The organism is Kineococcus anabasis (assembly GCF_054590795.1).
The window spans coordinates 257,157-283,039 of sequence record NZ_BAAIHU010000007.1; the positions used below are offsets into that span (position 1 = coordinate 257,157).

A 25,883-nucleotide genomic window follows, 5' to 3' on the forward strand; every position below is an offset into this window, starting at 1 on the left:
CCCGACCGGTCCGCCCGATCCACCGAGAGGTTCCCGATGCCCGAGAACACCGCCTCCGCCAGGCCCAGCGTCCTGTTCGTCTGCGTCCACAACGCCGGCCGCTCCCAGATGGCCGCCGGCTGGCTCAGCCACCTCGCCGGGGACGCGGTCGAGGTCCGCTCGGCCGGTTCCGCCCCCAAGGACTCCGTGAACCCCTCCGCCGTGGAGGCGATGGCCGAGGTCGGCATCGACATCTCCGCGCAGACCCCGAAGATCCTCACCCCCGAGGCGGTGCAGGACTCCGACGTCGTCATCACCATGGGCTGCGGCGACGCCTGCCCCTACTTCCCCGGCACGCGGTACCTGGACTGGGAGCTGGAGGACCCCGCCGGCAAGGGCGTGGAAGCGGTGCGGCCCATCCGCGACGAGATCCGCGGGCACGTCGAGCAGCTCCTCGGGGAACTGCTGCCCGGGCGCGCGCCCACCACCGCCTGAGCGCCGGCCGGGTCACCGGCAGCGGAACTCCCCTGGATCCCGCCCGGGACCCGCCGCCCGCGCGGACACGCGCCTCAGCCGGACGGGGTGGAGTTCGCGCGCAGGGCGCGGAGGGTGGCGGTGAGCTGCTGGGCGGCCTGCGGCCGGCCGAAGTGGTACCCCTGCGCCTCGTCGCAGCCCAGCTCCCGCAGGCGCTGGGCGGTCCGGGCGTTCTCCACGCCCTCGGCGATGACGGTGAGGTCCAGGGTGTGCCCGAGCTGGATGATCGACTCCACGAGCGCGTGGTCCCGGCGGTTGCGCCGGTCCTCGGCCTGCTCCCCGGGGTTCCCGGCGGGCCGCCCGGGAGGTGCCTCGTGCGGCGCACCGGCGAGGAAGCTGCGGTCGATCTTCACGGCGTGCACGGGCATGTCGCGCAGGTGCGCGAGGGAGGAGTAGCCCGTCCCGAAGTCGTCGATGGAGACGCGGACCCCCAGGCTCGCCAGCCGCTGGAGCTGCTCGATGGCCAGGGCCGGGTGGCTCATGACGGCGCTCTCGGTGACCTCGATCTCGAGGGGCCCGGCGGGAGGGTCGCTGTGGTGCCAGTCGTACGCGGCCTGCAGCAGCTCGGTGTCGTGCAGGGTGGTGGCGGAGATGTTGACCGCGATCGGGACCCGCAGCCCGGCGCCGCACCAGGCCTGGCTCTGCTGGTGCGCCAGCGCGAGGACGTGCCGGGTGAGGTCGGTGATGAGACCGTTCTGCTCGGCGATGTCGATGAAGGTCTGGGCCGGGATGTTCCCGCGGCTCGGGTGCTGCCAGCGGCACAGCGCCTCCACGTGGTCGACGTCGCCGGTCCGCAGGTCGATGACGGGCTGGTAGTGCAGGTGCAGCTCGGCCGCGTCCACGGCGGCGCGCAGGTCGTCGGCGAGCTCGAGCCGGTGCAGGCGGGCCTGGTCGTGCTCCGCGTGGTAGCGGGCCATCCCTCCCCCGGCGCCCTTGGCCAGGTACATCGCGACGTCCGCCCTCTGCAGGAGCGTGTGGCCGTCGCACGCGTCGTCGGGGGCGAGGGCGATGCCGAGGCTGCAGCCCACCTCCAGCGGCCCGGCACCGGTCAGGATCGGCAGGCCGATCGCGTCGAGGACCTTGCGGGCGACCGTGACGGCATCGGCGGCCTCGCGCAGGCCGGGCAGCACGACGGCGAACTCGTCACCGCCGAGGCGGGCGACGGTGTCAGGACCTCGCAGCAGCCCCGGGGAGGTGAGCCGGGCGGCGATCTCCCGGAGCAGCTCGTCCCCGGTCAGGTGCCCGAAGCGGTCGTTGACGTCCTTGAAGCCGTCGAGGTCCAGCACCATCAGCGCCGTCGGCTCACCGCTGCGGCGCGTGCCGGCGATGGCCTGCTCCAGCCGGTCACCGAGCAGCGCGCGGTTGGGCAGGTCGGTGAGGGCGTCGTGCAGCGCGCGGTGGCGGACCTCCTCCTGGGCGGCGTGGCGGCTGGTGATGTCGACGACGGTCTTCACCGCCGCCTCGACCTCGCCGTCGCCGTAGACGGGACGGGCGTTGACCTCCGCGAGGAAGCTGCTGCCGTCGGCGCGGAAGAGCACCTCCTCGCTCAGGTGGCAGCCGTGCCCCGTCCGCACCGCGGGCAGGACCGGGCACTCCGGGAGCGGGTAGGGACTGCCGTCGGGGTGGCTGTGGTGCACCAGCTCGTGCACGTCCCGCCCCAGCAGCTCGGCGGGTTCCAGGCCCACCATGGCCGCGGCGGCGGTGTTGACGAACGTGCAGCGCCCGTCGAGGTCCATGCCGAAGATGCCCTCGCCGGTGGACTCCAGCAGCAGCCGCCAGCGCCGTTCGCTGTGCCGCAGGGCCTCCTCGGCCCGGTGGCGGTCCCCGACGTCGCGCACGGTGCCCGCCAGCCCCACGGGTGCGCCCTGCTCGTCGCCGACCACCTGGATGCCCACCTCGGCCCGGCAGGCCTCCCTGTCGCGGTGGAGCAGGCGCAGCTGCACCTGCACGGGGGCGGAGGACATCAGCGCCCGCCCCACCGCCTCGTTGACCGCGGAGGCGTCCTGCGCGTCCACCAGGTCGGCCAGGGGCCGTCCCAGGGCCTGGCCGACGGGCGTCCCGGTCAGCTCCTGCCAGGCACGGCTCAGGAACGTGACCCCGCCGTGGAGGTCCGTCTGGAAGATCACCTCGTGGACGCTGTCCAGCACCGACTGGTACCGCTGCTGGCTGGCGGCGAGCTCCCTGGAGCGGGCGGCCAGGTCCGTGGTGCGCGCCGCCAGCTCCGAGGTGCGCAGGGCCACCCGCTGCTCCAGGCTCCGGCTGAGCTGCGCGTGCTCCCGCAGGGACAGCCACTGCCTGCACAGCAGCATGACCCCCAGGCACACCCCCAGCCAGGTGTGCGCCGGGTCGAGGTCCCCCCACCAGAACAGCTCCACCGCCGTGACCGCCACCGCCGCCGCCGCCAGCAGCAGCGGCAGGACCGCCGGGGCCGCGGCCGCCCGCGCGCCCCGCCCCGCGGGCGGGGCACCGTCCTGCCGCTCACCCGTCCCCTCCTCGTCGGGAGGCACCTCCGCGTCGGCGCCGGCGGACCGCCCGACCGTCCGCGCCGCGGCCCGGGGGCCCCCCGCCGCCAGGCACATCAGCCCGTAGCCGAGGACCCAGACGGAGTCGACGACGTGGCCGGTGAAGTAGTCCTCCTGCGCGTTGAGCCACCCGAAGGCGGCGTAGGCCAGCGCCGAGGCGAGCACGCCGGCCGCGAGGAACCCCAGGTCCCGGGTGAGCGCGCTGATGCGCACGGCCACGGCGCCGATCAGGGACAGCACCACCACGTGCGCCAGCGGGAAGGCCAGCCCCACCAGCAGCGCCACCCGCCCTGCGCTGGCCTGCTCCAGGTACACCGGCCTCAGCGCCACGTCCCAGGACATGATCACCAGGGCGGTGGCCAGCAGCAGACCGTCCACGACCGTGCGCGCCCGGGACACCGCGCGCATCGAGCCGTCCGCCAGGTACAGGACCCCGGCCGCGATGAGGGGGAACTCCAGCAGGTACAGGGCCTCGGCCCACGAGGGGAAGGGCACCGCCCAGCCCTGCACCTGCTGGTACGCCCAGGCGCACTGACCCGCGGCGAAGGCACCCCCGGCCGCCGCCAGCAGCCGCCACCCCCGTCCGGCCCGGTCCCGGGTCCTCGCTGCACGACGCCACGCCACGACCGCGAAGACCAGCGCCGAGACCATCAGCCCCGCGCCGCCGGCGGCGTCGGAGGCCCCGGAGCGATCGGGCACCAGCAGCAGGAGGCCCGCGTAGACCGCCCACACCAGCACCACCACGGGCAGCCCCACCCGCACCCGCGTCGAGCCGGCCACCGTCATGCCCACCGCCACCCGTCCGCACGGAGCCCGCACTGTCCATGCAGCCTGTACCTATTTACTCACCCAGTGTCACCGCACGGCGGTGAATCCCCTGGACGAGCGCTACCGGTGCGGCCCCTGGGGCGCACGTGGCGCCTGCGCCGGGGGGCGAGCAGCTGCGCCGCCCGGGAGAGCCGGCGGGAGGGAGCGAGGAGGTGCGGGCGTTCAGCAGCAGGAGCGCGTTCCGGTGGGAACTCCCCCACCCGCGCGCAGGGGGCCGCCGACCTCCACGGCGGCGTCCGGGTCCGGCGCGGAGGCGGAGGCAGAGGCAGAGGCAGAGGCAGAGGCAGAGCACACCCCGGTCCCCGGCAGGTCCAGGTGCACCTCCGCGGCAGCTTCGGCGTCCCCGGCCAGGGCGGCGGCGACGGAGCGGACCTGCTCGTAGCCGGTGGCGAGCAGGAACGTCGGGGCCCGGCCGTAGCTCTTCATGCCCACCACGTAGAAGTCCTTCTCCGGGTGGGCGAGGACGTCGGCGCCGTGCGGGGGAACGGTGCCGCAGGAGTGGAACTCGGGGTCGATCAGCGGAGCGAGCCGCCGGGGTGCCTCGAGACCGGGGTCGAGGTCGAGGCGCAGCTCGCGCAGCACGTCGAGGTCGGGGCGGAACCCGGTGGCGGCGGCGATGACGTCGACGCGCAGCTCCTGCCGCCCGGTCGGGGTGTCCGCGACGACCGTGACACCGTCCTCGGCGGGCTGCAGGGCGGTGATCGTGACGCCCGTGTGCAGCTCGATGCGCCCGGCCTCCACCGCGGTCCTCAGCCGCGAGCCGAGCAGGCCGCGAGCAGGCAGGCCGTCGGCGTCACCGCCGCCGTAGACCCGGGTCACGGAGTTCCCGCGCACGGCCCAGGTGGGGGTACCGCCCGCTCGCGGGGAAATGCGCGTGCCGGGCTCCTGCTCGGCCAGCTGCACCAGGTTCAGCAGCGTGTTGGTCGCGGAGTGCCCGGCGCCGACGACGAGGACGCGGCGCCCGGCGAAGGTCTGGCGGTCGCGGCCCAGCACGTCGGGCAGCGGCCCGGCCAGGAACTCCGCGGCCGCGTGCTCGCCGATCGCGGGCAGGCCGGCGGCACCCAGGGGGTTGCGCTGCTCCCAGGTGCCGGTGGCGTCGATCACGGCGCGGGCCAGGTGGTCGACGACCTCGCCGTCGGTGGTGACGGTCCGCACGAGGAAGGGACGGCCCTCCCGGCCGAGGCCGTGCGTCTTGTCCATCCCCTGCCGGGTGACGGCGACCACGCGGGAGCCGGTGCGGATCCGCGGTGCGAGCTGCTCGGTCGCGGCGAGGGGCAGGAGGTAGTCCTCGACGAGCTGGGCGCCGGTGGGCAACCCGGTCGGCTCCGGCGCGGTCCAGCCGGTGGGCTCCAGCAGCCGCGTCGCGGCCGCGTCGAGGTCGTAGCGCCACGGGGAGAACAGCCGGATGTGGCCCCACGCCGCCACCGCGGCGCCGACCTGCTCCCCCGCCTCCAGGACGAGGGGCTCCAGGCCGCGCTCCAGCAGGTGGGCGGCGGCGGCCAGGCCGACGGGACCGGCGCCCAGGACGACGACGTCGACGCCGGAGCCGCGGGTGTCCTGTCCGGCCTGTCGTGTGGTGGTCATCGTGGTCCTCCTCGGGGTAGGTGGTCGGGGGACGTGCGGGTCAGCGACATCCGCACGTCGGGGACAGGGCCACCGGGGTGGCCGTGGCCCCCGGGGTGGCGCTGCCACCGCAGCAGGACGCCTTCGCCGAGGGTTCGCAGCAGCCACCGGCCTCCTGCGGCGAGCAGCAGCTCCTCGCGGCGGCGGGCTCCTGCTGCGCGCTGTCCACGGCGTGGCCGGTCGTTGCCGTCGGGGTCATCACCCTCACCTCTTCATTGACGAACGTCGATGCAATGGGCGCGCCGACTGTGGCACGCCATATCGACCGTCGTCAACATAGACGGAGATAAATGTGCTGGCATACTGGCGGCATGGCCACGTCACCGACCCTCGAACCGGCCGCCCCCGCGGTGGCGTGCTGCGCCCCCCTGACCGGCGCCCCGCTCAGCGCCGAGGCCGCCGTGGTGCTCGCACGCACCCTCAAGGCCGTCGCCGACCCCGCCCGCCTGCGCCTGCTGTCCCTCATCGCCGCCCACGAGGGCGGCGAGGCGTGCGTCTGCGACCTCACCGAACCCCTCGGCCTGAGCCAGCCCACCGTCTCCCACCACCTCAAGGTGCTCACCGAGGCCGGGCTCCTGACCCGGGAGAAGCGCGGCACCTGGGCCTACTTCACCGTCGTCCCCGCCGCGCTGAACGCCCTCGCCGCGGTCCTGACGAGCAGCACGACCGCTCCACCGGCGTGAGCGCCGAGGAGCGGGACCGCGCCGGAACCCCCGAGCCGGTCGTGACACCGATGACCCCCGGGAACTGGCCGGACGTGCGCGACGTCTACGCCGCCGGCATCGCCTCCGGCCACGCCACCTTCCAGGAGGCCGCGCCCGCCTGGGAGGCGTTCGACGCCGCGCACCTGAGCGAGCACCGCCTCCTCGCCCTGGACGAGTCGGGGACGGTCCTGGGCTGGGCCGCGGTCTCCCCGGTCTCCGCCCGCCCGGTCTACGCCGGGGTCGTGGAGCACTCCGTCTACGTCTCCCCCACCGCCCGGGGCCGGGGCGTCGGGCGCCTGCTGCTGGCGGAACTCATCGCCTCCACCGAGGCGGCCGGGATCTGGACCCTGCAGGCCGGCGTCTTCCCCGAGAACACCGCCAGCCTGGCCCTGCACGCCGCCGCAGGTTTCCGCGTCGTCGGCCGTCGAGAGCGGATCGCCCGCATGACCCACGGCCCGCTCGCCGGGCGGTGGCGCGACACCGTGCTGCTGGAACGCCGCAGCACCCTCGCCGGCACCTGCGACCGGCGCACCCCCCACCCCGTCCGCGAACCGATCGAGGAGCTCCCAGCCGTGACCACCCCCTGCGTCCTGTTCGTCTGCGTCAGGAACGGCGGCAAGTCCCAGATGGCCGCCGGTCTCATGCGCGAGGCCGCCGCCGGCACCGTCGAGGTCGACTCCGCCGGCACCCGCGCCGGCAGCGCCCTCAACGCCCTCTCCGCCGAAACGATGCAGGAGGTCGGCGTCGACATCACCGACCAGCGGCCCAAGCAGCTCACCGACGACATGGTCCGCAGCGCCGACCTCGTCGTCGTCCTCGGCTCCGAGGCGCACGTGGAGGCCGCCGGCGGCACCCCGGTGGAGGTGTGGGAGACGGACGAGCCGTCGTCACGCGGCATCGAGGGCGCCGAGCGCATGCGCCTGGTCCGCGACGACATCGCCGCCCGGGTCGGGGAACTCGCCCGGCGCCTGACCACCGGGACCGGCTCGTGACCACCCTGCGCCGGGAGAGCCCGGACACGGTCACCTGACGGCGCCGGCCGGGGCGGCACCCCGGACGGGTGAGGGAGGTCGCACCCTTCCCGGGCACGTACCCCCCGGGGGTGTCGTTATGGTGGGAGGACCGGACGGCCGGGAACAGGCGCGGACGGCACGACACGGCGGGTACGACGTGACGCGGTGAGGAGGTGACCGGTGGCGCGCACCACGGCTGCACGGATCCCGCGGCGCTCCACGTGCCCGGCCCGCACCGCGGGCCGCGTGCTGCTGCACACCCTGGCGCTCGTCGCGGTCGTCGTGGGCCTGGTCGGCATGCACGCCCTGACCGGTGGGCACCACCAGGGCGCGCACGCGATGAGCACCCCCCCGACCGACGCCGGCGGCCACGGGGTCGCCGGCGGCGGGCACCAGGGCCACGGCGCGAGCGCGACGCACGCGTCGGCACCGGCGACCGGGTCCGCCGACCGGGCCGGCGCCACCGCGGCCGCGGGCCAGGACCAGGACGAGCACTCCGCGACGGCGGGGTGCGTGCTGTTCCTGACCGCGGTGGGCATCGCGCTGCTCATCGCCCTGAAGCAGGTGGCCTTCCGGCCCAGCCACCCGCTGCACCCCCGGCTCCGGCGGGCCTGGGTGCCCAGCCTTCGCCACCGCGGCCCACCGCCGTGGGCCTGGCCACGCTTCGCCTTGTGCGTGGTGCGGACCTAGGAGCAGTCGACGACACCGGCACCGCCTCCAGCGGGTGCCTCCTCCGACATGCCCTCGATCTGCACCACCCCTGACAAGGAGCACCGACCATGACCACCACCAGCACCACCCACGCGACGGCCCGGCGACTGGGCGCCCTGACCGCCGCCGCCGGCCTGTCCCTCGTCCTGGCCGCCTGCGGAGGCGGTGACAGCGGCAGCGGCGGCCACGACATGGGCTCGATGGGCTCCTCCGCCACGCCCAGCGCCTCCGCCGGTTCCCCCGCCACCGAGGCGGCTCCCGGCGCCCCCGCCGCAGGGCACAACAACGTCGACACGGCCTTCGCGCAGGACATGATCGTCCACCACGAGGGCGCCGTCGAGATGGCCTCCCTGGCCGCCGAGCGCGCCGGCAGCCAGCAGGTGAAGGACCTCGCCCTGGAGATCATCGCCGCGCAGGGCCCGGAGATCGAGCAGATGAGCGGCTGGCTGGAGAGCTGGGGTGAGCCGGTGGAGGCCGCCGGCGAGCACTCCGCCCACGGCGGTGGCATGCCGGGGATGATGAGCGAGGAGGAGATGGGCGCGATGGAGGACGCCTCCGGCGCCGAGTTCGACCGCATGTTCCTCGAAGGCATGATCGAGCACCACCGGGGCGCCGTCGACATGGCCAGGACCGAGCAGGCCGAGGGCGCCGACCCCGACGCCAAGGCGCTGGCGGCGACCATCGAGGCGGACCAGACCCGCGAGATCGCCGAGATGCAGCGGCTGCTGCGGAACCTCTGAGCGCCCACCGGAGCGAGGACCATGCGCGATCACCCCGCCGGGGCGCGGCACCCCACCGCACCCCGGTGGGCGCGAACCGGGCGCTCCACCACCGGCCGGAACGTCCGCCTGGCGGTGTGCGGCGTGCTCACCGCCGCCGCCCTGACGGGCTGTGCCGCGGACTCCCGGGTCCCCGGGTCCCCCGCCGGCGGTTCGGCGGCGAGCCCGCACGGGGGCGGCCACGCCGGTCCCGGGGTGTCGGGCGGCGCCCACGGCGTCCTGCCCGGCAGCCACGTCCACGGTGTGGGCGTCAACCCCGGCGACGGGCTGGTCTACCTGGCGACCCACGACGGGCTCTTCCGCTACGAGGACGCCGGGCCGGTGCGGGTGGGCGGCTCCGACGACCTCATGGGCTTCACCATCGCGGGGCCGGACCACTTCTACGCCTCCGGCCACCCCGGCCCGGGCAGCGACCTGCCCGAGCCGATGGGGCTGGTGGAGTCCACCGACGCCGGGCGCACCTGGACGCCGCTGTCGCGCCAGGGGCGGTCCGACTTCCACGCCCTGACCGTCTCCGGCGCCGGCGTCCTGGGTTTCGACGGCACCCTGCGCGCCAGCGCCGACGGCAGGACGTGGCAGGAGGTGGCGGTCCCCGCCGCGCCCTACTCCCTGGCCGCCTCCCCGGAGGGGACGACGGTCCTGGCCACCACCGAGGAGGGCCCCCTGCGCTCCGGTGACGGCGGCCGGTCCTGGGCTCCGGTGGCGGGGGCCCCGCTGCTGCTGCTGGTGGACTGGGCCTCCGGCGGCACCGTCGTCGGCCTCACCCCGCAGGGGGTCACCGCCGTCAGCACCGACGCGGGCGCCACCTGGGAACTGCGCGGCAGCACCGGGGACCGGCCCCAGGCCCTCGGCGCCTCGGGGGAGGGGGAACTGCTGCGCGTCGACGCCGTCACCACCGGGGCGCTGCTCACCTCCACCGACGGCGGCCGCACGTACGGGGAACCGGCGCGCTGAGCACGCGACGCCCCGGCACCGCGCAGGTGCCGGGGCGTCGTCGTCGCCCACCCGCCGGGGAGATCCACCGGCCGGGGAGCGGGACACCCGGGAGCGTCAGCGGTGGTGGGCGTGGACGAGGGCGTGGCCCCTGCCGCGCCCGATCAGCCACCTGTTGACCGGGGTGGTGACGACGAACGCGAGCGCCAGCGCGCCGGCGAGGGAGGCCCAGAACACCCAGCTCCCCAGCCCCGAGTGCATCGCGCCGGGGATGGCGACCATCGCGGCGTTGTCGACGATCTCCATGACGGCGATGGAGACGGTGTCGGCGGCCAGCGCCACCTTCAGGGCTGCCCGCAGGCCCAGGCCGGCGCGCAGCAGCGGGCGCACGGTCAGGGCGTAGCCGAAGACGAAGGCCAGGCCCACGGCCAGGGCGACGGTGGCGAGCGTGCCCCAGCCCAGCGCGGTGCCGATGACCATCCCCAGGACCTCACCGACGGCGCAGCCGGTGAGGCAGTGCAGGGTCGCCTGCGCCGCCGTCCGCCACGACACCCTGCCGCCGTGGTGCTCGTGGTGTTCGTGGTTCCCCGGGCGCCGGTGCTCCCCGGCACCTCCGTGGCTCCCGTGCCGGAGGTGGTCCGGGTTCCCGTGGTGGGTCCCGCCGGTGCCGTGGTGGTCGTGGGCCACCGGGCGGACGGGGAGGCGGTGCTGCTCGGGCATGACGGCTCCGGTGCTCGGGGGTTCTCGGCGGCGACCGGGTCGGTCGCGGTCCGCCTGCCCCAACGACATACCCCCCGCGGGTATTTCAGCCGGAGGTGGACGGCGACTGCCGAGCGCTCTCCGGAATACACCCGGGGGGTATGCGCTTAGGGTGGGTGCACGAGCGCGACGACGTGGAGGATGCGACATGTGCCCGACCCGGGGCAGAACTGCCGGCGACACACCCGAGGAACCGCAGGGGACCGCCGCGGAGGACGGCCCCGCGACCCACGCCGGGCACGGCTACATCCACCGCAAGGACGACTACCTCAAGCGGCTGCGCCGCATCGAGGGCCAGGCCCGCGGGCTGCAGCGGATGGTGGAGGAGGAGCAGTACTGCATCGACATCCTCACCCAGGTGTCGGCCATGACCAAGGCGTTGCAGTCGGTCTCCCTCGGCCTGCTGGAGGAGCACCTGGCGCACTGCGTCGTCGCCGCGGCCGCCCAGGGCGGGCCCGAGGCCCGGGCGAAGGTCAAGGAAGCCTCCGACGCCATCGCGCGGCTCGTCCGCTCCTGAAACCCACCCGCCCCACCCGGGTCCGCCCGGGCGGGGGCCGCCCTCTCCCCCACGTGATCCCAGGAGGACACCATGAGCTCGCAGGACATCAGCAGCACCTCCCAGCAGGGCACCGGCGGCTGCGGCTGCGGCTGCGGGACCTCCCCGGCCGCCGAGCAGGCCGTTGCCGACGCCGGGACCGGGCGGGCCGGGGACGTGCGGACCCGCTACGCGGTCGACGGCATGACCTGCGGGCACTGCGTCTCGGCCGTCACCGAGGAGCTCGGCGCCCTCCCCGGGGTGCGCGGGGTCGAGATCACCCTGGTCGCCGGGGGCACCTCCACCGTGGAGGTCACCTCCGGCGCCCCCCTCGACCCCGAGGCCGTCCGCGCCGCCGTCGACGAGGCCGGTTACGCCCTCGTCCGGCCCGCGCCCTGAACCCACCCACCCCCCGTTCCAGCCGACCGCGGCCGCCGCGGGCGGTGGCGGAACCCTCCGGAAGGGCCATCGTGAACGAGAACGACGCACGCTCCGCCGAGGGCACCGGCGGGACCGCCGCCGCGACCGGCGCGCCACCGCGGACGGTGCACCCGCCGCAGACGGTCGAACTGGCCGTCGGCGGGATGACGTGCGCCTCGTGCGCGGCGCGCGTCGAGAAGAAGCTCAACCGGATGCCCGGCGTGGTGGCCAGCGTCAACTACGCCACGGAGAAGGCCCGGGTCCAGCTGCCCGCGGGCACCGGCGTCGCCGACGCGATCGCCGTGGTGGAGGCCACCGGTTACACCGCCACCCCACCGCCGCCGCCCCCGGGCGCGCGCGCGGCGGGTGTCCCCGACGCGGCTGCCGGGGAGACGGACGAGGCCGGGGAGACCGACGAGGCGGGGACCGCCCCGCTGCGCCGGCGCCTGCTCGTCTCCGCGGCCCTGGCCCTGCCGGTGCTGGTGCTCTCCATGCTCCCGGCGCTGCAGTTCACCAACTGGCAGTGGCTCGCCCTCACCCTGGCCGCCCCCGTCGTGGTCTGGGGGGCCTGGCCCTTCCACCGCGCCGCCTGGGTCAACGCCCGCCACGGCGCGGCCACCATGGACACCCTCGTCAGCATCGGGGTGCTCGCCGCCTTCGGCTGGTCGCTGTACGCCCTGTTCCTCGGTCACGCCGGGATGCCGGGGATGCGCATGGAGTTCCGGCTGCTGCCCGAACCCGGGTCGGGAGCCGGGGAGATCTACCTCGAGGTCGCCGCCGCCGTCACGGTGTTCATCCTCGCCGGGCGCTACGCCGAGGCACGCGCCAGGCGCCGCTCCGGTGCCGCGCTCAAGGCGCTGCTGGCGATGGGCGCCAAGGACGTCGCCGTCCTGCGCGACGGCCCCGGCGGTGTCGTCGAGGAGCGCATCGCCGTCGGCGCCCTGGTCGTGGGCGACGTGTTCGTCGTCCGCCCGGGCGAGAAGATCGCCACCGACGGCGTCGTCGTGGAGGGCACCTCCGCGGTGGACGCCTCCGTGCTCACCGGTGAGCCCGTGCCCGTCGAGGTCGGCGTCGGGGACGCCGTCACCGGCGCCACCGTCAACGCCGGTGGGCGCCTGCTGGTGCGCGCCACCCGGGTCGGGGCCGACACCCAGCTGGCGCAGATGGCGCGGCTGGTGGAGGAGGCCCAGTCCGGCAAGGCGCCCGTGCAGCGCCTGGCCGACCGGGTCTCGGGCGTCTTCGTCCCCGTCGTGCTCGTCCTGGCCCTGGCCACGCTGGCCGGGTGGCTGCTCGCCGGCGCCGGCGCGGAGGCGGCCTTCACCGCCGCCGTGGCCGTGCTGATCATCGCCTGCCCCTGCGCGCTGGGCCTGGCCACCCCCACCGCCCTGCTCGTCGGGACGGGCCGCGGCGCGCAGCTGGGCATCCTCATCAAGGGCCCGGAGGTGCTGGAGTCCACCCGCCGCGTCGACACCGTCGTGCTGGACAAGACCGGCACCGTCACCACCGGGCGCATGGGCCTGCTGCAGGTCCACCCCGCCACCGGCGTGGACGAGCAGGAGCTGCTGCGCCTGGCCGGTGCCCTGGAGGCGGCCTCGGAACACCCCGTCGCCGCGGCCGTCGCCGCCGGCGCCCGCACCCGCCTGGCCGGCTCCTCCGGGAAACTCCCCGAGGTCACCTCCTTCGCCTCCACCGGGGGCCTCGGCGTCGCCGGTGTCGTGGAGGGTCGCGCCGTCGTGGCCGGTCGCGCCTCCTGGCTGGCGCAGCAGTGGTCCCAGCACCTCGACGCGGACCTGCGCGCAGCGCTGGAGGAGGCCGAGGCCGCCGGGCGCACCGCGATCGCGGTGGGCTGGGACGGGCGGGCCCGCGGCGTCCTCGTCGTGGCCGACACCCTCAGGCCCACCAGCGCCGCGGCGGTCACCGGGCTGCGCCGCCTGGGGCTGCACCCCGTCCTGCTGACCGGGGACAACGCCCCCGCCGCCCGGGCCGTGGCCGCCCAGGTCGGCATCGAGGACGTCGTCGCCGAGGTCCTCCCCCGCGACAAGGTCGAGGTGGTGCGCCGCCTGCAGGCCGAGGGCCGGGTCGTGGCGATGGTCGGTGACGGCGTCAACGACGCCGCGGCCCTGGCGCGGGCCGACCTCGGGATCGCGATGGGCACCGGCACCGACGTGGCCATCGAGGCCTCCGACCTGACCCTGGTGCGCGGGGACCTGCTCGCCGCCGTCGACGCCATCCGCCTCTCCCGGCGGACCCTGTCCACCATCAGGGGAAACCTGTTCTGGGCCTTCGCCTACAACGTCGCGGCCCTGCCGCTCGCCGTCGCCGGGCTCATGAACCCGCTGCTGGCCGGTGCCGCGATGGCCCTCTCCTCCGTCTTCGTCGTCACCAACAGCCTGCGCCTGCGGCGTTTCTCCGCCACCGGCACCCCGGCCGGATGAGCGCGACCCGCAGGTCACCGGAGGGATCACCCTCCGGTGCGGAGGGTGCCGACGCACGGTCGTGGCGACCAGGAGCAACCAGCAACGCCAGGAGAACCCAGCCCGCCCACGACGGCCCCGAGGAGTCGTCGGGACCGAGGAGTCGTCGGGACCGATCCGCAGGGCCGGACCGGAGAACGCGGGGAGCACGGCGCTGGATGCGGCGATCCCCAGCATCCACGCCACCTACCGCCCCTGACGCCGGCGCACTGCCTGTCGGGTCCCGGACACCGCCGGAGTTTCGCACGCAACCTCCCTGTTGCGCGGCGCATCCGGTCGCGTGGGGATCCTCGAGCGCGCATCCACCGATCGGCGATCGCGCCGGAACAGGGTGCCCCCGGCGTCACGTCCTCCCACGCGATCATGCACCTGGAGGACGTCAGCGAGCAGGAGGGCCTGCGCCGGCAGTTTCAGCACCAGGCGACCCACGATGCGCTCACCGGCCTGACCAACCGCGCTCGGTTCCTCGAGGAGCTGCACCGTGCTCTGGGCCCGCGGGCAGCGCCACCACCAGCCGGTGACCGTCCTCCACCTGGACCTCGACGGCTTCAAGCAGGTCAACGACACCTACGGGCACCGGTGGGCGACGAGGTGCTGGCCGCCTTCGCCCAGCACCTGCGTGCGATCGTCCGGCCGGAGGACACGGCAGCACGCCTGGGCGGCGACGAGTTCGCCGTCCTGTGCGAGGACACCACCGCCGAGCAGGCCGCCCTGATCGGTGCCCGTCTGGTGGAGGGTCTCCCGCGGACCGGCTCCCGCTCCGCCGTCGACGCCGGCGGCGGCGCGCCCGCGGTCGGGGTCACCGTGGGCATCGCCACCTCACCCGACACCGCCGCACGACCGCTCAGCGGCGAGAGGCTCCTGGCCGCTGCGGACACCGCGATGCACCGGGCCAGGACCCGGCGGACACGCTGACGCACATGCGGATCCACCCCTGGCCAGGTCGTGCCGCGCGCGGGACGAGGGGCGTTGCAGGCTCAGCTCGCGGCTGCAGCGGGTAGGTGGAACCAGACCGTCTTGCCGACGTCGCCGACCTCGACCCCCCAGGCGTCGCTGAGCAGGTCCACCAGGGCGATGCCGCGGCCGGACGTCGCCTCCGGTGCCGCCTCCCGCCGCACGGGCACGTGGGGGCTGCCATCGCTGACAGCGACCAGCATGCCCGGGGTTCCGTCGCACGTCAGGCGCACGGTGATCGGGGGGCCGCCGTGGGCGACGGCGTTGGTGACCACCTCCGTGGTCAGCAGCTTCGCCTCCTCCAGCACCCTGGAGTGGTGCACCGGGCAGTCGTTGTCCTCGAGGAAACGACGGGCCGTGCGGGCGGAGTCCATGTGCGGGGTGAGGCTCAGGTGGGCCGGGGGCGTCGTGTCGCACATCCGGACATCGTCACGGCGCAGGCCCGGCCCGGCACCTCGACCACCTCCGGTCGGCACACCGGCCGCGGGGGTGCCGGGGGTGTCGGCGGGAGTGCTCGACCCGTCCACCGGTCCGCCCGGTCCCGCCCCCCGGTCACGTCAGGTCGGCCTCGCGGGGCCGGGGTCGGTCCTCCCTGTGCGCGCGGACGGCCAGCACGGCGCAGTCGTCGTCGGGAGACCGCCCGACCAGTTCCGCCACGAGGTGGTCCAGCAGTTCCTGCAGGGTCCGCCCGAAGCAGGCCGACAGCACCCGCCGCAGATCGGCGATGCCGTCGCTGATGGAGCGACCCCGGTGCTCGATGAGGCCGTCGGTGTACATCAGCAGCGTCGAGTCCGGTGGGAGCACGTACCGGTGGTCGCTGCGCGGAGCGTCGGGCACCAGACCCACCAGCAGTTCCGGATCGCTCTCCAGCAGCTCGGTGGTCCCGTCGGCGTGCAGCAGGATCGGCGGCGGGTGACCGGCGTTGGTCCAGCGCAACCTCCGCACCCCCTGCTGCCGGTCCTCCCCGCTCTGCTCGATGCGGGCCAGGACCAAGGTGGCCAGCCCGTCCTGGCGCAGGCCGACCAGGGCGCGGTCCAGGCGGGCGACCACCTCGGCCGGTGGCTCCATCCGGTCGAAGGCGTAGGCGCGCAGCAGTCCCCGCAGCTGCCCCATCCTCGCGGCGGCGACGATGTCGTGACCGGTGACGTCGCCGATGACCAGGACGGTGGAGCCGTCGGGCAGGACGACGGCGTCGTACCAGTCGCCGCCGACGTGCTCCCCGACCGCGGCGGGCACGTAGCGGGCGCGCAGCTCCAGGTGGTCCGGCTCCGGCAGGTGGGTCAGCAGGGACTGCTGCAGCACCTGCGCCGCGGTGCGCCGCTGCGCGAACAGGCTCGCGCGCTGCACGGCCTGGGCGGTGTAGCGCCCCAGCGCCTCCAGCACGTCGCGCTGGGCGGTGGACAGGTCCTGGACCTGGTCCCAGTAGAGGAACACCGCGCCGATGACCTCGTCGGCGGCGATCAGGGGCAGGTAGACCGTGGCCCCCGTGGCCGGCACCGCGGCGTGTCCGGTGATGGCCGGGTACCCGGCGGTCAGGGCGTCGTGGTCGCGGTGGAAGATCGCCCGGCGCGTCCGCACGCTCAGGGCCAGGGGTGCGTCCTCCTGCCAGTCGATGCGGGCCCACGCCGCGTCGGTACCCGGTGGCATCGCCTCCATCGAGACGAAGTCCAGGCGGGTGCGGGCGGGGTCGGCCAGCGTCAGCCCCCCGCCGGCGGCGCCCAGCTGTGCGGCCACGACGTCGGTGACGGTGCGGGCGACGTCCTCGACGGTGATCGCCGTGGCCAGGGCCTCGCTGAGGGTCAGGACCAGCCGGGCGTAGCGGTGCGCGCTCTCGGCTGCGGCGTGCGCCCGCTCGGCTGCGGCGTGCGCCGCGCGGGCGCGTCCACCGGCGACCCGGGCCTGGTCGCGCTCGTGGGCGGTGAGGACCTGCTGGGTCACGTCGCTCTGCACGCTGACGTGGTGGGTGAGGTGGCCGCCGGCGTCGAAGACGGGGGAGACGATGAGGTGGTTGTGGAAGGCGGACCCGTCCTGGCGGTAGTTCAGCAGGACCACGCTCACCGTCTCCCCGGCGGCGATGCCCGCCCGGAGCCGCGCCACGGTGGCGGGGTCGGTGTCGGAACCCTGGAGGAAGCGGCAGTTGCGGCCCAGGGCCTGTGCGGGGGTGTAGCCGGTGACGTGCTCGAAGCTGGGGGACACCCAGATGAGCGGGTTGTCCGCCGCGGTGGGGTCGCTGACGGTCATGGCCACGCTGCCGGCCAGCACCGAGCGGTCCAGGTGCCGGTCCGCTGCGCCCTCGCCGTCCGCGTCCGGGGAGCGGATCGGCATCAGCACGACGAGCGAGCGGTCCCGCAGCGCCTCCGGCGCCGCCTGCAGGGGCGTCCCGATCGCCCACCAGGCCCGCTGGTCGCCGTCGTCGACGGGCCGCAGCACCGCGCCCACCTGGTGTCCGGTGGTGGGGTCGCCGGCGGCGAGCCGCGCCAGGGTCGGGGTGCCGGTACCCGGCGCGCCGCGGGCCGCCCGCCCGGGGACCACCCGCAGCCCGGCCGCGCTCGACCAGGCCTCCACGTCCAGCGGCAGCCGCGCGCCCGGGGCCAGGCGGCGGGCGCGGTCGTCGACGTGGACGACCTCGTCGGTGCGGGTGTCGACCAGGAGCACGACGGCGGGAGCGTCGTGGACCACGCTGGGCAGGTCCACCCGCGGTGCCACCGGGGCGTGGTCCGGGGAAGCGCCGGCCCCTGCCCGATCAGCACCGGCCGTCGATGTCGGGGCGGGGTACGTGGTCACGCGCCCAGCTTGCCGTGACGCCGGACACGGCGGGCACCGGCCACCCGTCCTCGACGTGTCCGGTGGGTCCCGGCGTCCCGCCCGGCACGGGGGATGCCGTCAGGCGGGCAGGTCGGGTTCTGCGGGCACGTGCGGGGGAACGCGCTGCGGTCCGGCCTCGGCCGGGCGCGGGCGGTCCTGGCGGTGCAGGCGCACGGCGATGAGGGCGACGTCGTCCTCGGGGTGCGGTGGCAGCATCCGCGCCAGCACCTCGTCGACGAGGGTGTCGAGTTCTCCGTCCGGCCCGGCCAGCTCCTCCGGCACGGCCTGCAGCATCTCCAGTCCCTCGGTCAGGGGCTGATCGCGCCGCTCGACCGGACCGCCGGTGCAGAGCAGCACGGTGGAGCCGCGGTCCACGACGACCTCGGCGTCCCTGCGCTCGACGTCCGGCAGGACCCCCAGCAGCAGGTCGGTGTGCAGCCCCGGCAGCGGGGTCACGGTGCCGTCGGGGTGGACGACCATCGCCGGGGGGTGACCCGCGCTGGACCGGCGCAGCCGCGTCACCCCGCGCTCGCGCTCGTCCGGGGACTGCTCCAGGCGCGCGGCGGTGGCGGTGGTGGTGCCGACCTGCAGGTTGGCCATCGCCCGGTCGGTCCGGGCCAGGATGCGCGCCGGGGACTCGTCGCCCAGGGCGCGCACGACCAGCTCGGCCAGGCGGGCCGCGGCCGCCTCGGCCTCGAACGTCTCGGCCATCTGTCGCGAGGTCGCCGCCAGCAGGGCCAGGCGGGCGTTGGCCTGCTCGGCCGCCTGCTGCGCGTGGCGGCGCTCGGTGATCTCCAGGAAGGACACCGACAGCCCGTCGGGACCGGGCCAGGCGCGGATCTCGTACCAGCCGTCGAGCGGCGGGGGGTGGTACGCCTCGAACGCCACCGGCTCGCCCGTGGCGACGGCCCCGCGGTAGGACCTCTCGAAGACGGTACCCGCGGTGGCCGGGAACAGCTCCCACACCACCCCGTCGATCAGCTCCTCGCGCGAGCGGCCGAGCAGCCGCTCCGCCTCGGCGTTGACGTAGGTGAAACGCCACCGTGCGTCCAGCAGGTAGGAGGCCGCCGACATCGACTCGAGCACCCGCGCGATCCGCACGCCGCGATGCACCCGCTCACCGCCTGGCTGACCCGCGGCAGGTCCTCGGGGTGCACGCGGGAGTTGAACGCCTCCAGGAACTCGTCGAAACCGCCTCGCTCGTAGCCGAACAGCTCGATCAGCCGCTCGTCCCACACCAGCCGGCCGGTGACCAGGTCCAGGTCGAAACCCCCGACGCCGGCGGCGCTGATCGACAGCTGCCAGCGCAGGCGCGCCGCCTCGTGGTCCACGTTCAGCGCGGACAGCTCCAGCTCGCTGACCGCGGCGGCGGCCAGATCACCCAGCAGGCCGATGTCGGCGCAGGACCAGGTGCGCGGGCCGGGGTCGAAGACGCACAGCGCGCCCACCACGTGCCCGTCCTGCCCGTTCAGCGGCACACCCGGGCAGGAGGCGACCATCCCGCTGACCACCGGCGCCAGCTCCGGCACCCGCGCATCGGCGCGGGTGTCGGCGATGGCCAGCGGGACACCGGAGGCGGCGGTCCGGGTGCACAGCCACTGCGCCAGCGCTCCCCCGCCACGCTCGCCGCCGCCGGGCTGCGGGCCGACGGCACCGGCCAGGGTCTGCACATCGCTCAGCAGCGCCACCCGCCCCGAGCCGGCGCCCGAGCGGCTGGGCGGGTCCCTCGCCCGACCCGCTGCTGTGCTCCGCTGCCGCACCCGCCCCGATCACACGCCGGAGGCCGGTCCCCCGTGCTGGGGAACCGGCCTCTGAGCTGCTGTCCCATCTGCCGGGGTGACAGGATTCGAACCTGCGACCTCCTCGTCCCGAACCGCCGGACGAACATGTCAGGCATCTCCACGCGTCTCGTGCGGACCGTCCGACCGGCTTCCTCGCCCGGACGCTCGGCGCAGGCCTCGCACTGCATCTCAGGTGTTGCGGCACCGCTCCGGCTACACATCCGGCTGCAGAAGGTCGACGTGGTGACCTCGCACCGATGGACTCGTCACCACGGCAGCACGTCGAGCTGCTCGACCAGCTGGAACACCCGGGGTGTTCCAGCTCCCCCGTCTGCACGGTCCGGACGTAGGACGCGGGAAGAGCAGGACAGGTGGGACACCGCCGCCCTCCAGGACCCGCCTCAGCTCTCGCTGACCATCAGGTGGTGCTCGTCCGCGGAGGGTCCGCACCGCGAGGCGGTATCGGGTGGTAGCTGCACCTGGACGTGCTCACGGTGCTCGCTGACGAGATGGGCGGGCGCCGGACAGCAGAGGGGCGGCGCGGGGTCGGCACGGGCTGCTTCCCACAGCCATCACACGTGCGCGTCTTCGCTGACGGACCGACGGAGCCGAGCAGGGCGCACGTCCTGCGAACGCGGAGCACGGACAGCTGGGACCCGGACATCGTCCTTGCGCCGGCGGCCACGAGGACCCGGGACGCCGGCTCGGGCATCGGCAGCTCCGGCGAGAGCCGGCCACCCCTACCGGCGCGGATGAGCAGGACGTGGGGACCGGGGTACGTCAGATGGTGTCCGGCCGGACCCGCGGTCGACAGGTCTTCGGATACCGGTGGGCGCCGTCGTGTCCCTCAGGACGGCCCCTGCGCGCCGTAGCGGCGGCGGAAGCGCTCGACGGGGCTCGGTGTCGACGACGCGGCCGGTGCCCGTCCCGAACGGGCGGCTGGCGGAGGAGACGTCCACGACGGGGTGGGTGTCGCCGTCCTCCCGCTCGACGCCGCCGCGTGCGGTGGCACCTCGATCACCCGGTCCGGACGGCGCGCACCACGGCCGCAGGGCCGACCTCGGCGGGCAGTTCCGCGGCCGCCAGCTCCTCCAGGAGTTCCGGCACCGACAGCACGTGCCACAGGTGGGAGGCGCTCACCTCGCGCAGCACGGCGCCGCCCTCGCCGAGGTTCCGGTATCGCACCGTCCACGGCACCGCCGCGGTACCGGCCGGCCCCGTGGCACCGCCCACCTCGTACGCGTGCCGCCCGACGCTGTGCCTGCCGAGCGCCCGTCAGCTCATGATCAAGGGCGCTCAGGAGTTTCCTGATCGAGCGGAGGAGTGGTGGCCTGTTCGCGTTCTGCTGCGGCACGTCGTCGCGCCGTGCGGGCGGTGCCGCGATCGCGGGCGGCGTGACTGCGGTCCTCGCGGGCTTCGGCGCGGTCGCTGGCGGCCCATTCGCGTTGGATGGCCGCACGGGCGCGCATGTCGGCGGCGATGTCGTCCTCGATGCCGAGGGAGTGCTCGATCTGCACGGCCGTGGTGTCTCGCATCGCCTCGTTCCGGTCCCGCTCCCCGGCCCGCCCGTCACGCCGACGCGCCAGACCATCCCTGGCCCGAGCCAGTTCATCACCTTGGTCGGCCAGGTCATCGCGGCTCGTGGCGATGCGGTCGAGCTGCTCAGGATCACCTGCAGCCTCCTCCTCGGCTCGCTGGAGGTGCCGGGCTGCGATGTGCTGAGCCGCTTCGGCGGCCAGCAGGTCGGCTCGTGCGTGCGAGGAACCCTCTTTCGCGGAACTCATGGCGGCAAGCTACGCCGCGGCACCCTGCGGTCGGTAGAGGTCGTCCGCAGGGGACCGTCCGACACCTCGCACCGTTGATCAGGTGGACCTGTCAGCCGGGGATGCCGTCGATGGACTCCTTGCTCGCCCGCTTCGTGCGGTACATGGCGTGGTCGGCGGCCCGCAGCAGTGCGTGGGCGTCGTCGATGTTCTCCCCGAGGGTTGCGACACCGATGCTGGCGGTGGTGGTGATGGTGTGCCCGTCGAGGACGACAGGGCGCTGGAGGGCGTGTCTGATGCGCTCGACGACGGCGGTGAGGCTGTCCGGTGCAACGCTTCCGGCGGGGCCGGCGTGCAGGCCTTCGTAGATGATGACGAACTCGTCCCCACCGAGGCGGGCGAGGGTGTCCCCGGCGCGCAGCACGGCGCTGAGGCGGGCGGCGATCTCCACCAGCAGGCGGTCACCGATGTCGTGGCCGTACTCGTCGTTGACGTCCTTGAAGTCGTCCAGGTCCAGGAACAGCAGCGCCAGCGAGCTGTCGCGTCGTGCGGTGGTGGCCACGGCGTGGGTGATCCGGTCGTACAGCAGGGCGCGGTTGGGCAGGCCCGTGAGCGGGTCGTGGGTGGCTGCATGGGCGGCCTCCTGCTGCGCGGACGCCGCGACGTCGCGGTCGTGGGCCATGACGACGTAGCCGCAGGCGAGGTCGGCCAGGATCTCCGCGGCGGTCAGGTCGTCGGGTTCCAGAGGGCCGGGGGCGTCCCGGTAGAGCGTCAGGACGCCCCAGACCTGTTGCCTGGCCTGAAGGGGAATGGAAGCCACCGAGTGCAGACCCTGGGCGAGGGCGTCGGTGACGAACCGCGGCCACCGTTCGGGGCGGGCGGCGAGGTCCTCCTCGATGATCCTGCCGGCGCTGGTGCAGGCATCGTGGGCAGGTGTCCGCTCGAGCAGGGACTGGTCCTGCTCCGCCGCCCGGACGGTGCGGGTGCTGGCGTGGACGTACCTCAGGTCTCGGCCTTCGCGGATGCTCACCCCGGCGCCGGTCACGGCCAGCAGTTGGGCTGCGGCACCGACCAGGTCGTGCAGGATCGTGTCGACGTCGACGGTGTCCCTGGCGCGGCGGGAGAAGTCGGCGACGACGCCCATGAGCGCGGTGAGCAGCGCCTGCTGGAGGACCGGCCCGGCCCGCGAGGCGGTGACCGGCCGGTCCACGGGGCGCGGGGCGATCGTCTTCCCCGGAGCCATCTCATGACGCAGCGGCGTCCTGTGGGATGGCTGGCTGGAGGGTACGGCTGCGGTATCACGGGCGGAGGAAGCATCGCCGGCCGGAGGTTCTGTGAGGGGGGCGTGAGGCTGCCAGCAGGCCAGCAGGACGGTGGCGTCGTCCTGCAGGCGGTCGTGCTGGTGCTCCATCACGGCCCGGGTGAGGCGGCGCACGGTCTCCGGGGGTGGGTACGTGGCGGCCGCGGCCCGCTGCAGGAAGGTGGTGAGGCGCTGGAAGCCGAAGAAGTCGCCGTTCTCGTCGCGGGCCTCGGTGACTCCGTCGGTGTAGAGGACGATCTGGTCACCGGGTTGCAGAGTCTCCTCCCCGACGGCGACGGCGGTGTCGTTGACGCCGAACAGGGGCCGGTGTCCGGCGGTGAGGGTTCTGACGACCCTGCCCTGCCGCAGGATGAGAGGTTTGGGGTGCCCGGCCACGATGTAGCGCAGCCGTCCGCTGGTCAGGTCCAGCTCCGCCAGGACGGCGGTGAGGAAGAGTCCCCGGTCGGCGAACTGGCTGCTGACGAGCTCCTCGATGACGCGGGCCTGTTCGAGGATGCGACCTCCGTTGCGGCGCACGCTGCGGGATGCGGCCAGTGCGGCGGCGACCACCGTGCCCGAGGCCAGGGTGTGCCCCGTGGCGTCGAAGATCGCCAGGTGGGCGGTGCTCTCGGAGAGGGCGTAGTCGAAGGCGTCGCCACCCACGGTGGCGCTGGGTTCGAGCTGACCGGCCACGACGCAGCGGTCGGTGGCCGCGGTGAGCGGGGGCAGCAGGTTCCAGATGAGCTCGGCCGCCGAGGTGCGGGGCTGGCAGCGGCGCAGGCTGTCGAACGCATCGCCGTATCCGGTGGTGGCGGTGATGAGGTGGCCGACGAGCCGGCCCAGCCAGCGGCACTCCTGCCGCAACTGCGGGTCGTGCAGGTCGGCGGGATCGGCGAACCGGAACTCCAGCACTCCGAGGCGTTCGGTGCCGTCCAGGAGCGGCACCCACAGCCGGGACTGACCGTCGGCCTCGCTGGGGATGGACCGCACCCGCTGGAAGGCCTGCCCGGCCAGGGAGGACCCCACCGGCACCGCAGGACCGCCGTGGATGCTCTCGGGGTGAGCAGGATCGAAGCGGAGCGGGATCAGGACATCCTGGCCGTAGTCGACGAGGTGGATGGTGACACCGGCGCCGAGAGCGGCGCCGGCGGCGGTGACCTCCACGACCAGGCGTTCGGGTGGCGCCTGCGTCATCCCGTCGAGCAGACCGGCCAGGGCCGCCAGCGGGCCGGAGGACGGGGGCGGGGGGCGCAGCACGCGGCTGTAGGGCACCCGCAGGTCGAGCAGGACCTCGTCCAGGTGTTCGTTGAGGGCGTGGGCGAGCATGTCGCCCTGCCCGGCGGGCAGCTCCACGAGCCCTTGCAGGTGGGCCTCGACCTCCACGAGGCCGGCGACGCCACCGAGGGTGAAGTACGCCAGCCACAGCTGCTCCAACGTCAGGCCGCTGTGTTGCAGGGCGGTCTGCAGGGACTTGCGTTGATCGTCGGTGGTGTGCCCCCGGCGCATCGCTGACCCGCTCAGCGCTTGCGTCTCGTGGCCGCCTGGACGAGGGTCTCGGCCACCTCGCGCAGTTTCTTCCCCTCCCGCTGGGACAGGCTGACCAGCCGGGCGAAGGCGCCGTCCTCGTCGAGGTGCTCGCGTGCGATGAGGATGCCCTTGGCGGTGCTGATCGCGTCCCGGGTGCGCAGGGCGTCCTTCAGCTGCTCGGTCAGCTTGCGGGCGTCCTCCAGGGTCTTGACGTTGGCCATCAGGATCCCGGCCTGGGTGCCGAACATGGCCAGCACCTGCTCGGAGTGCTCGTCGTAGGCGTCCGGACGCTGCCCGTAGACCTTGATCGCGCCGAGGAGGACGTCCTCCGCGAGGAGCGGGGCGCTCAGGACCGAACGCACCGGCAGGGACTGCACCGCCTCGCTCCAGCGCACCCAGCGCTGCTCGAGCGCCACGTCGTCGACGCGCACCACGGCCCGCTGGGCCCAGGCGGTCAGACACGGCCCTTCGTTGAGCTCGTACTGCAGGCGGTCGGCCTCCTCCACCAGCGCGTCCGAGGACGCGGCGGAGGTCTTGCGGCCCTGTGCGTCGATGAGGCTCACGCCGGCCCCGATGGTGTCGGGCAGGGTGCTCTCGGCCAAGGCGGTGATCAACCTCAGGGCGGTCTCGACCGTCTCCTCGGACAGCAGGAGGTTCGACATCCGCGCGAAGACTCCCGCCAGCTCATCGGCGAGGGGAAGGGCAGGGGGGACCTCGGCGGGCATTGCAGCTCCAAGTCACGAGAGGAAGAGCTCCTCCGCACCAGCACGCCGCGCGAGCCACGCACGCCAGGCCGCCGAAGAAAGAGACCGACAGCGCCGCTGCCGACTGCCAGGACGCCCCCGGCAGTGGCTGCTCACTCCCGGGTGATGTCCAGACTACTCCATATGCGCGCTACCGAACACACGATCGACCCGCGGATCGAGTGCCTGCGCAGGTCCCGCGTCCGTCCTCGTCCACCGAAGGGGACGGAGTGCGCGCGAGGCTCGCCGCCCTCGGAATCCGCGGTGGGGAGCAGGGGCGAGATGACGTTTCGGGCGTACAGTGATGACGCTCGACGCGAGAGGCGCCATCAGCAGAGATGGAGCCCCCGAAGACAGTGCCTGGTTCAAGGCTGTTCTCGGCTGCATCGTCGGACGCTGTTGTGGAGACGACCCATGTCCGATGCCCCGACTGCTCGGCGCAACGCCGTCCTCGACACGTTGAGCGCCGAAAGCCTCGACCGACTGCTCCCCTCCCTGCACCAGGTGCCGCTGACCCTGGGGACGGTGCTCTACGCACCGGGCGAGCCTGTGCGCACCATCCACTTCCCCCTCCTCGGCGTGGTGTCCATCGTCACCGAGCTCGAGGACGAGGAGGTCGTGGAGGTGGCCACCGTGGGGCACGAGGGGGTGGTCGGCCTTCCCGTCCTGCTCGGTGCCGAGACCCCGACAGAACGGGCCATGGTTCAGGTCGAGGGCAACGCGCTGAGCATGGACGCCGACCTCGTCGACGAGGCCGCGGCCACCGACGACTCCCTGCACGCGGCTCTGCGCCGCTACACCCAGGTCATGTTCACCCAGCTCGCCCGCAACAGCGCCTGTAATCGCGCCCACACCGTGCGCCAGCGCGCTGCCCGCTGGCTCCTCACCACCGCCGACCGCATGGACGGACCGACCTTCGATCTCACCCAGCACTTCCTGGCGCAGATGCTCAACGTGCGCCGGGCCTCGGTCAGCCAGGTCGCCAGAGCCCTCGCTGACGAGGGCTGCATCCGCTACATCCGCGGCACCCTCACCATCCGCGACCGCGACCAGCTCCACGCCAGTGCCTGCGGATGCTATGACCTCCTACGAGCCGACATGGCCGGCGCGACAGCCCTGCACTGACATCGCCGCCGACCTGGTGATCAGCGGGGAAGTTCGCGGCCCACCCATCGGCACTCCCCCGCACGGCTCAA

General features: G+C 74.4%; 22 protein-coding genes and 1 pseudogene. 11 read left to right on the forward strand and 12 right to left on the reverse strand.

The window, feature by feature from the left end; translation table 11 throughout:
- Positions 1–36: 36 nt before the first annotated feature.
- Positions 37–474: an arsenate reductase ArsC gene (locus ACYQBY_RS11985; protein ID WP_459644079.1), complete on the forward strand. Its 438-nt coding sequence runs from the start codon at positions 37–39 to the stop codon at positions 472–474.
- Between the two features lie 74 nt (positions 475–548).
- Here the strand turns inward: ACYQBY_RS11985 and ACYQBY_RS11990 are convergent, their stop codons facing one another.
- The 3 genes from ACYQBY_RS11990 to ACYQBY_RS12000 all read right to left on the reverse strand — a co-directional run bounded on the left by ACYQBY_RS11990 (position 549) and on the right by ACYQBY_RS12000 (position 5,685).
- Positions 549–3,821, reverse strand: a complete 3,273-nt coding sequence (locus tag ACYQBY_RS11990) for a putative bifunctional diguanylate cyclase/phosphodiesterase (RefSeq protein WP_459644080.1) — start codon at positions 3,819–3,821, stop codon at positions 549–551.
- A gap of 204 nt (positions 3,822–4,025) precedes the next feature.
- Positions 4,026–5,447, reverse strand: coding sequence for an FAD-dependent oxidoreductase (locus ACYQBY_RS11995; protein ID WP_459644081.1), 1,422 nt, complete (start codon positions 5,445–5,447; stop codon positions 4,026–4,028).
- A 40-nt stretch (positions 5,448–5,487) separates the two neighbouring features.
- A complete protein-coding gene (locus ACYQBY_RS12000) occupies positions 5,488–5,685 on the reverse strand; it encodes a hypothetical protein (protein WP_459644082.1) in 198 nt (65 codons plus the stop codon).
- 112 nt (positions 5,686–5,797) lie between these two features.
- Here ACYQBY_RS12000 and ACYQBY_RS12005 point away from each other — a divergent pair, with 112 nt between their 5' ends.
- The 5 genes from ACYQBY_RS12005 (at position 5,798) to ACYQBY_RS12025 (ending at position 9,647) form a co-directional block, all read left to right on the forward strand.
- On the forward strand, positions 5,798–6,169 hold the full coding sequence (locus ACYQBY_RS12005; protein WP_459644083.1) for an ArsR/SmtB family transcription factor: 372 nt from the start codon (positions 5,798–5,800) through the stop codon (positions 6,167–6,169).
- On the forward strand, positions 6,166–7,182 hold the full coding sequence (locus ACYQBY_RS12010; protein WP_459644084.1) for a GNAT family N-acetyltransferase: 1,017 nt from the start codon (positions 6,166–6,168) through the stop codon (positions 7,180–7,182). Before ACYQBY_RS12005 ends, ACYQBY_RS12010 begins: the two co-directional genes overlap by 4 nt.
- Positions 7,183–7,383: 201 nt before the next feature.
- The gene (locus ACYQBY_RS12015; protein WP_459644085.1) at positions 7,384–7,893 is read left to right on the forward strand and encodes a hypothetical protein; all 510 of its coding nucleotides are present in this window, start codon (positions 7,384–7,386) and stop codon (positions 7,891–7,893) included.
- 89 nt (positions 7,894–7,982) lie between these two features.
- Positions 7,983–8,654 carry a DUF305 domain-containing protein gene (locus ACYQBY_RS12020; protein ID WP_459644086.1) on the forward strand — a complete coding sequence of 224 codons (672 nt, stop codon included), beginning with the start codon at positions 7,983–7,985 and terminating at the stop codon, positions 8,652–8,654.
- Between the two features lie 21 nt (positions 8,655–8,675).
- Positions 8,676–9,647 carry a F510_1955 family glycosylhydrolase gene (locus ACYQBY_RS12025; RefSeq protein WP_459644087.1) on the forward strand — a complete coding sequence of 324 codons (972 nt, stop codon included), beginning with the start codon at positions 8,676–8,678 and terminating at the stop codon, positions 9,645–9,647.
- Positions 9,648–9,743: 96 nt separating this feature from the next.
- Here the strand turns inward: ACYQBY_RS12025 and ACYQBY_RS12030 are convergent, their stop codons facing one another.
- Positions 9,744–10,346 (reverse strand): DUF4396 domain-containing protein, encoded by a 603-nt coding sequence (locus ACYQBY_RS12030; RefSeq protein ID WP_459644088.1) that lies wholly within the window; start codon positions 10,344–10,346, stop codon positions 9,744–9,746.
- Positions 10,347–10,533: 187 nt separating this feature from the next.
- On the opposite strand from ACYQBY_RS12030, the gene ACYQBY_RS12035 reads away from it, so the two are divergent.
- From ACYQBY_RS12035 to ACYQBY_RS12050, 4 genes and pseudogenes are all read left to right on the forward strand, one after another.
- Complete coding sequence (locus ACYQBY_RS12035) at positions 10,534–10,902, forward strand: metal-sensitive transcriptional regulator (RefSeq protein WP_459644089.1); 369 nt, start codon at positions 10,534–10,536, stop codon at positions 10,900–10,902.
- 72 nt (positions 10,903–10,974) lie between these two features.
- Positions 10,975–11,319 carry a heavy-metal-associated domain-containing protein gene (locus tag ACYQBY_RS12040; protein ID WP_459644090.1) on the forward strand — a complete coding sequence of 115 codons (345 nt, stop codon included), beginning with the start codon at positions 10,975–10,977 and terminating at the stop codon, positions 11,317–11,319.
- 185 nt (positions 11,320–11,504) lie between these two features.
- Complete coding sequence (locus tag ACYQBY_RS12045) at positions 11,505–13,775, forward strand: heavy metal translocating P-type ATPase (RefSeq protein WP_459644392.1); 2,271 nt, start codon at positions 11,505–11,507, stop codon at positions 13,773–13,775.
- A gap of 556 nt (positions 13,776–14,331) precedes the next feature.
- Positions 14,332–14,729, forward strand: a pseudogene (locus ACYQBY_RS12050) (GGDEF domain-containing protein).
- Between the two features lie 62 nt (positions 14,730–14,791).
- Here the strand turns inward: ACYQBY_RS12050 and ACYQBY_RS12055 are convergent.
- From ACYQBY_RS12055 to ACYQBY_RS12090, 8 genes are all read right to left on the reverse strand, one after another.
- A complete protein-coding gene (locus ACYQBY_RS12055) occupies positions 14,792–15,187 on the reverse strand; it encodes an ATP-binding protein (protein WP_459644091.1) in 396 nt (131 codons plus the stop codon).
- Positions 15,188–15,320: 133 nt separating this feature from the next.
- The gene (locus tag ACYQBY_RS12060; protein WP_459644092.1) at positions 15,321–17,474 is read right to left on the reverse strand and encodes a SpoIIE family protein phosphatase; all 2,154 of its coding nucleotides are present in this window, start codon (positions 17,472–17,474) and stop codon (positions 15,321–15,323) included.
- A gap of 177 nt (positions 17,475–17,651) precedes the next feature.
- Entirely contained in the window at positions 17,652–18,659 is a 1,008-nt protein-coding gene (locus tag ACYQBY_RS12065) for a PP2C family protein-serine/threonine phosphatase (protein WP_459644093.1), read from the reverse strand.
- Entirely contained in the window at positions 18,551–19,261 is a 711-nt protein-coding gene (locus tag ACYQBY_RS12070) for a GAF domain-containing protein (RefSeq protein ID WP_459644094.1), read from the reverse strand. The genes ACYQBY_RS12065 and ACYQBY_RS12070 overlap by 109 nt, the downstream gene beginning before the upstream one ends.
- A 1,110-nt stretch (positions 19,262–20,371) precedes the next feature.
- Positions 20,372–20,587 (reverse strand): hypothetical protein, encoded by a 216-nt coding sequence (locus tag ACYQBY_RS12075; protein WP_459644095.1) that lies wholly within the window; start codon positions 20,585–20,587, stop codon positions 20,372–20,374.
- A gap of 53 nt (positions 20,588–20,640) precedes the next feature.
- Positions 20,641–21,138: a hypothetical protein gene (locus tag ACYQBY_RS12080; protein ID WP_459644096.1), complete on the reverse strand. Its 498-nt coding sequence runs from the start codon at positions 21,136–21,138 to the stop codon at positions 20,641–20,643.
- A 91-nt stretch (positions 21,139–21,229) separates the two neighbouring features.
- Positions 21,230–23,923, reverse strand: a complete 2,694-nt coding sequence (locus tag ACYQBY_RS12085) for a diguanylate cyclase domain-containing protein (protein ID WP_459644097.1) — start codon at positions 23,921–23,923, stop codon at positions 21,230–21,232.
- Positions 23,924–23,934: 11 nt separating this feature from the next.
- Positions 23,935–24,606, reverse strand: a complete 672-nt coding sequence (locus ACYQBY_RS12090) for an ANTAR domain-containing protein (protein ID WP_459644098.1) — start codon at positions 24,604–24,606, stop codon at positions 23,935–23,937.
- Positions 24,607–25,101: 495 nt separating this feature from the next.
- On the opposite strand from ACYQBY_RS12090, the gene ACYQBY_RS12095 reads away from it, so the two are divergent.
- A complete protein-coding gene (locus tag ACYQBY_RS12095) occupies positions 25,102–25,812 on the forward strand; it encodes a Crp/Fnr family transcriptional regulator (RefSeq protein WP_459644099.1) in 711 nt (236 codons plus the stop codon).
- The last annotated feature ends 71 nt before the right edge of the window (positions 25,813–25,883 follow it).

Coding starts and splice junctions, on each gene's coding strand:
- ACYQBY_RS11985 (WP_459644079.1), top strand. CDS start 37: ATGCCCGAGAACACCGCCTCCGCCAGGCCCAGCGTCCTGTTCGTCTGC.
- ACYQBY_RS11990 (WP_459644080.1), bottom strand. CDS start 3,821: ATGACGGTGGCCGGCTCGACGCGGGTGCGGGTGGGGCTGCCCGTGGTG.
- ACYQBY_RS11995 (WP_459644081.1), bottom strand. CDS start 5,447: ATGACCACCACACGACAGGCCGGACAGGACACCCGCGGCTCCGGCGTC.
- ACYQBY_RS12000 (WP_459644082.1), bottom strand. CDS start 5,685: ATGACCCCGACGGCAACGACCGGCCACGCCGTGGACAGCGCGCAGCAG.
- ACYQBY_RS12005 (WP_459644083.1), top strand. CDS start 5,798: ATGGCCACGTCACCGACCCTCGAACCGGCCGCCCCCGCGGTGGCGTGC.
- ACYQBY_RS12020 (WP_459644086.1), top strand. CDS start 7,983: ATGACCACCACCAGCACCACCCACGCGACGGCCCGGCGACTGGGCGCC.
- ACYQBY_RS12025 (WP_459644087.1), top strand. CDS start 8,676: ATGCGCGATCACCCCGCCGGGGCGCGGCACCCCACCGCACCCCGGTGG.
- ACYQBY_RS12030 (WP_459644088.1), bottom strand. CDS start 10,346: ATGCCCGAGCAGCACCGCCTCCCCGTCCGCCCGGTGGCCCACGACCAC.
- ACYQBY_RS12035 (WP_459644089.1), top strand. CDS start 10,534: ATGTGCCCGACCCGGGGCAGAACTGCCGGCGACACACCCGAGGAACCG.
- ACYQBY_RS12040 (WP_459644090.1), top strand. CDS start 10,975: ATGAGCTCGCAGGACATCAGCAGCACCTCCCAGCAGGGCACCGGCGGC.
- ACYQBY_RS12045 (WP_459644392.1), top strand. CDS start 11,505: ATGACGTGCGCCTCGTGCGCGGCGCGCGTCGAGAAGAAGCTCAACCGG.
- ACYQBY_RS12055 (WP_459644091.1), bottom strand. CDS start 15,187: ATGTGCGACACGACGCCCCCGGCCCACCTGAGCCTCACCCCGCACATG.
- ACYQBY_RS12080 (WP_459644096.1), bottom strand. CDS start 21,138: ATGAGTTCCGCGAAAGAGGGTTCCTCGCACGCACGAGCCGACCTGCTG.
- ACYQBY_RS12085 (WP_459644097.1), bottom strand. CDS start 23,923: ATGCGCCGGGGGCACACCACCGACGATCAACGCAAGTCCCTGCAGACC.
- ACYQBY_RS12090 (WP_459644098.1), bottom strand. CDS start 24,606: ATGTCGAACCTCCTGCTGTCCGAGGAGACGGTCGAGACCGCCCTGAGG.
- ACYQBY_RS12095 (WP_459644099.1), top strand. CDS start 25,102: ATGTCCGATGCCCCGACTGCTCGGCGCAACGCCGTCCTCGACACGTTG.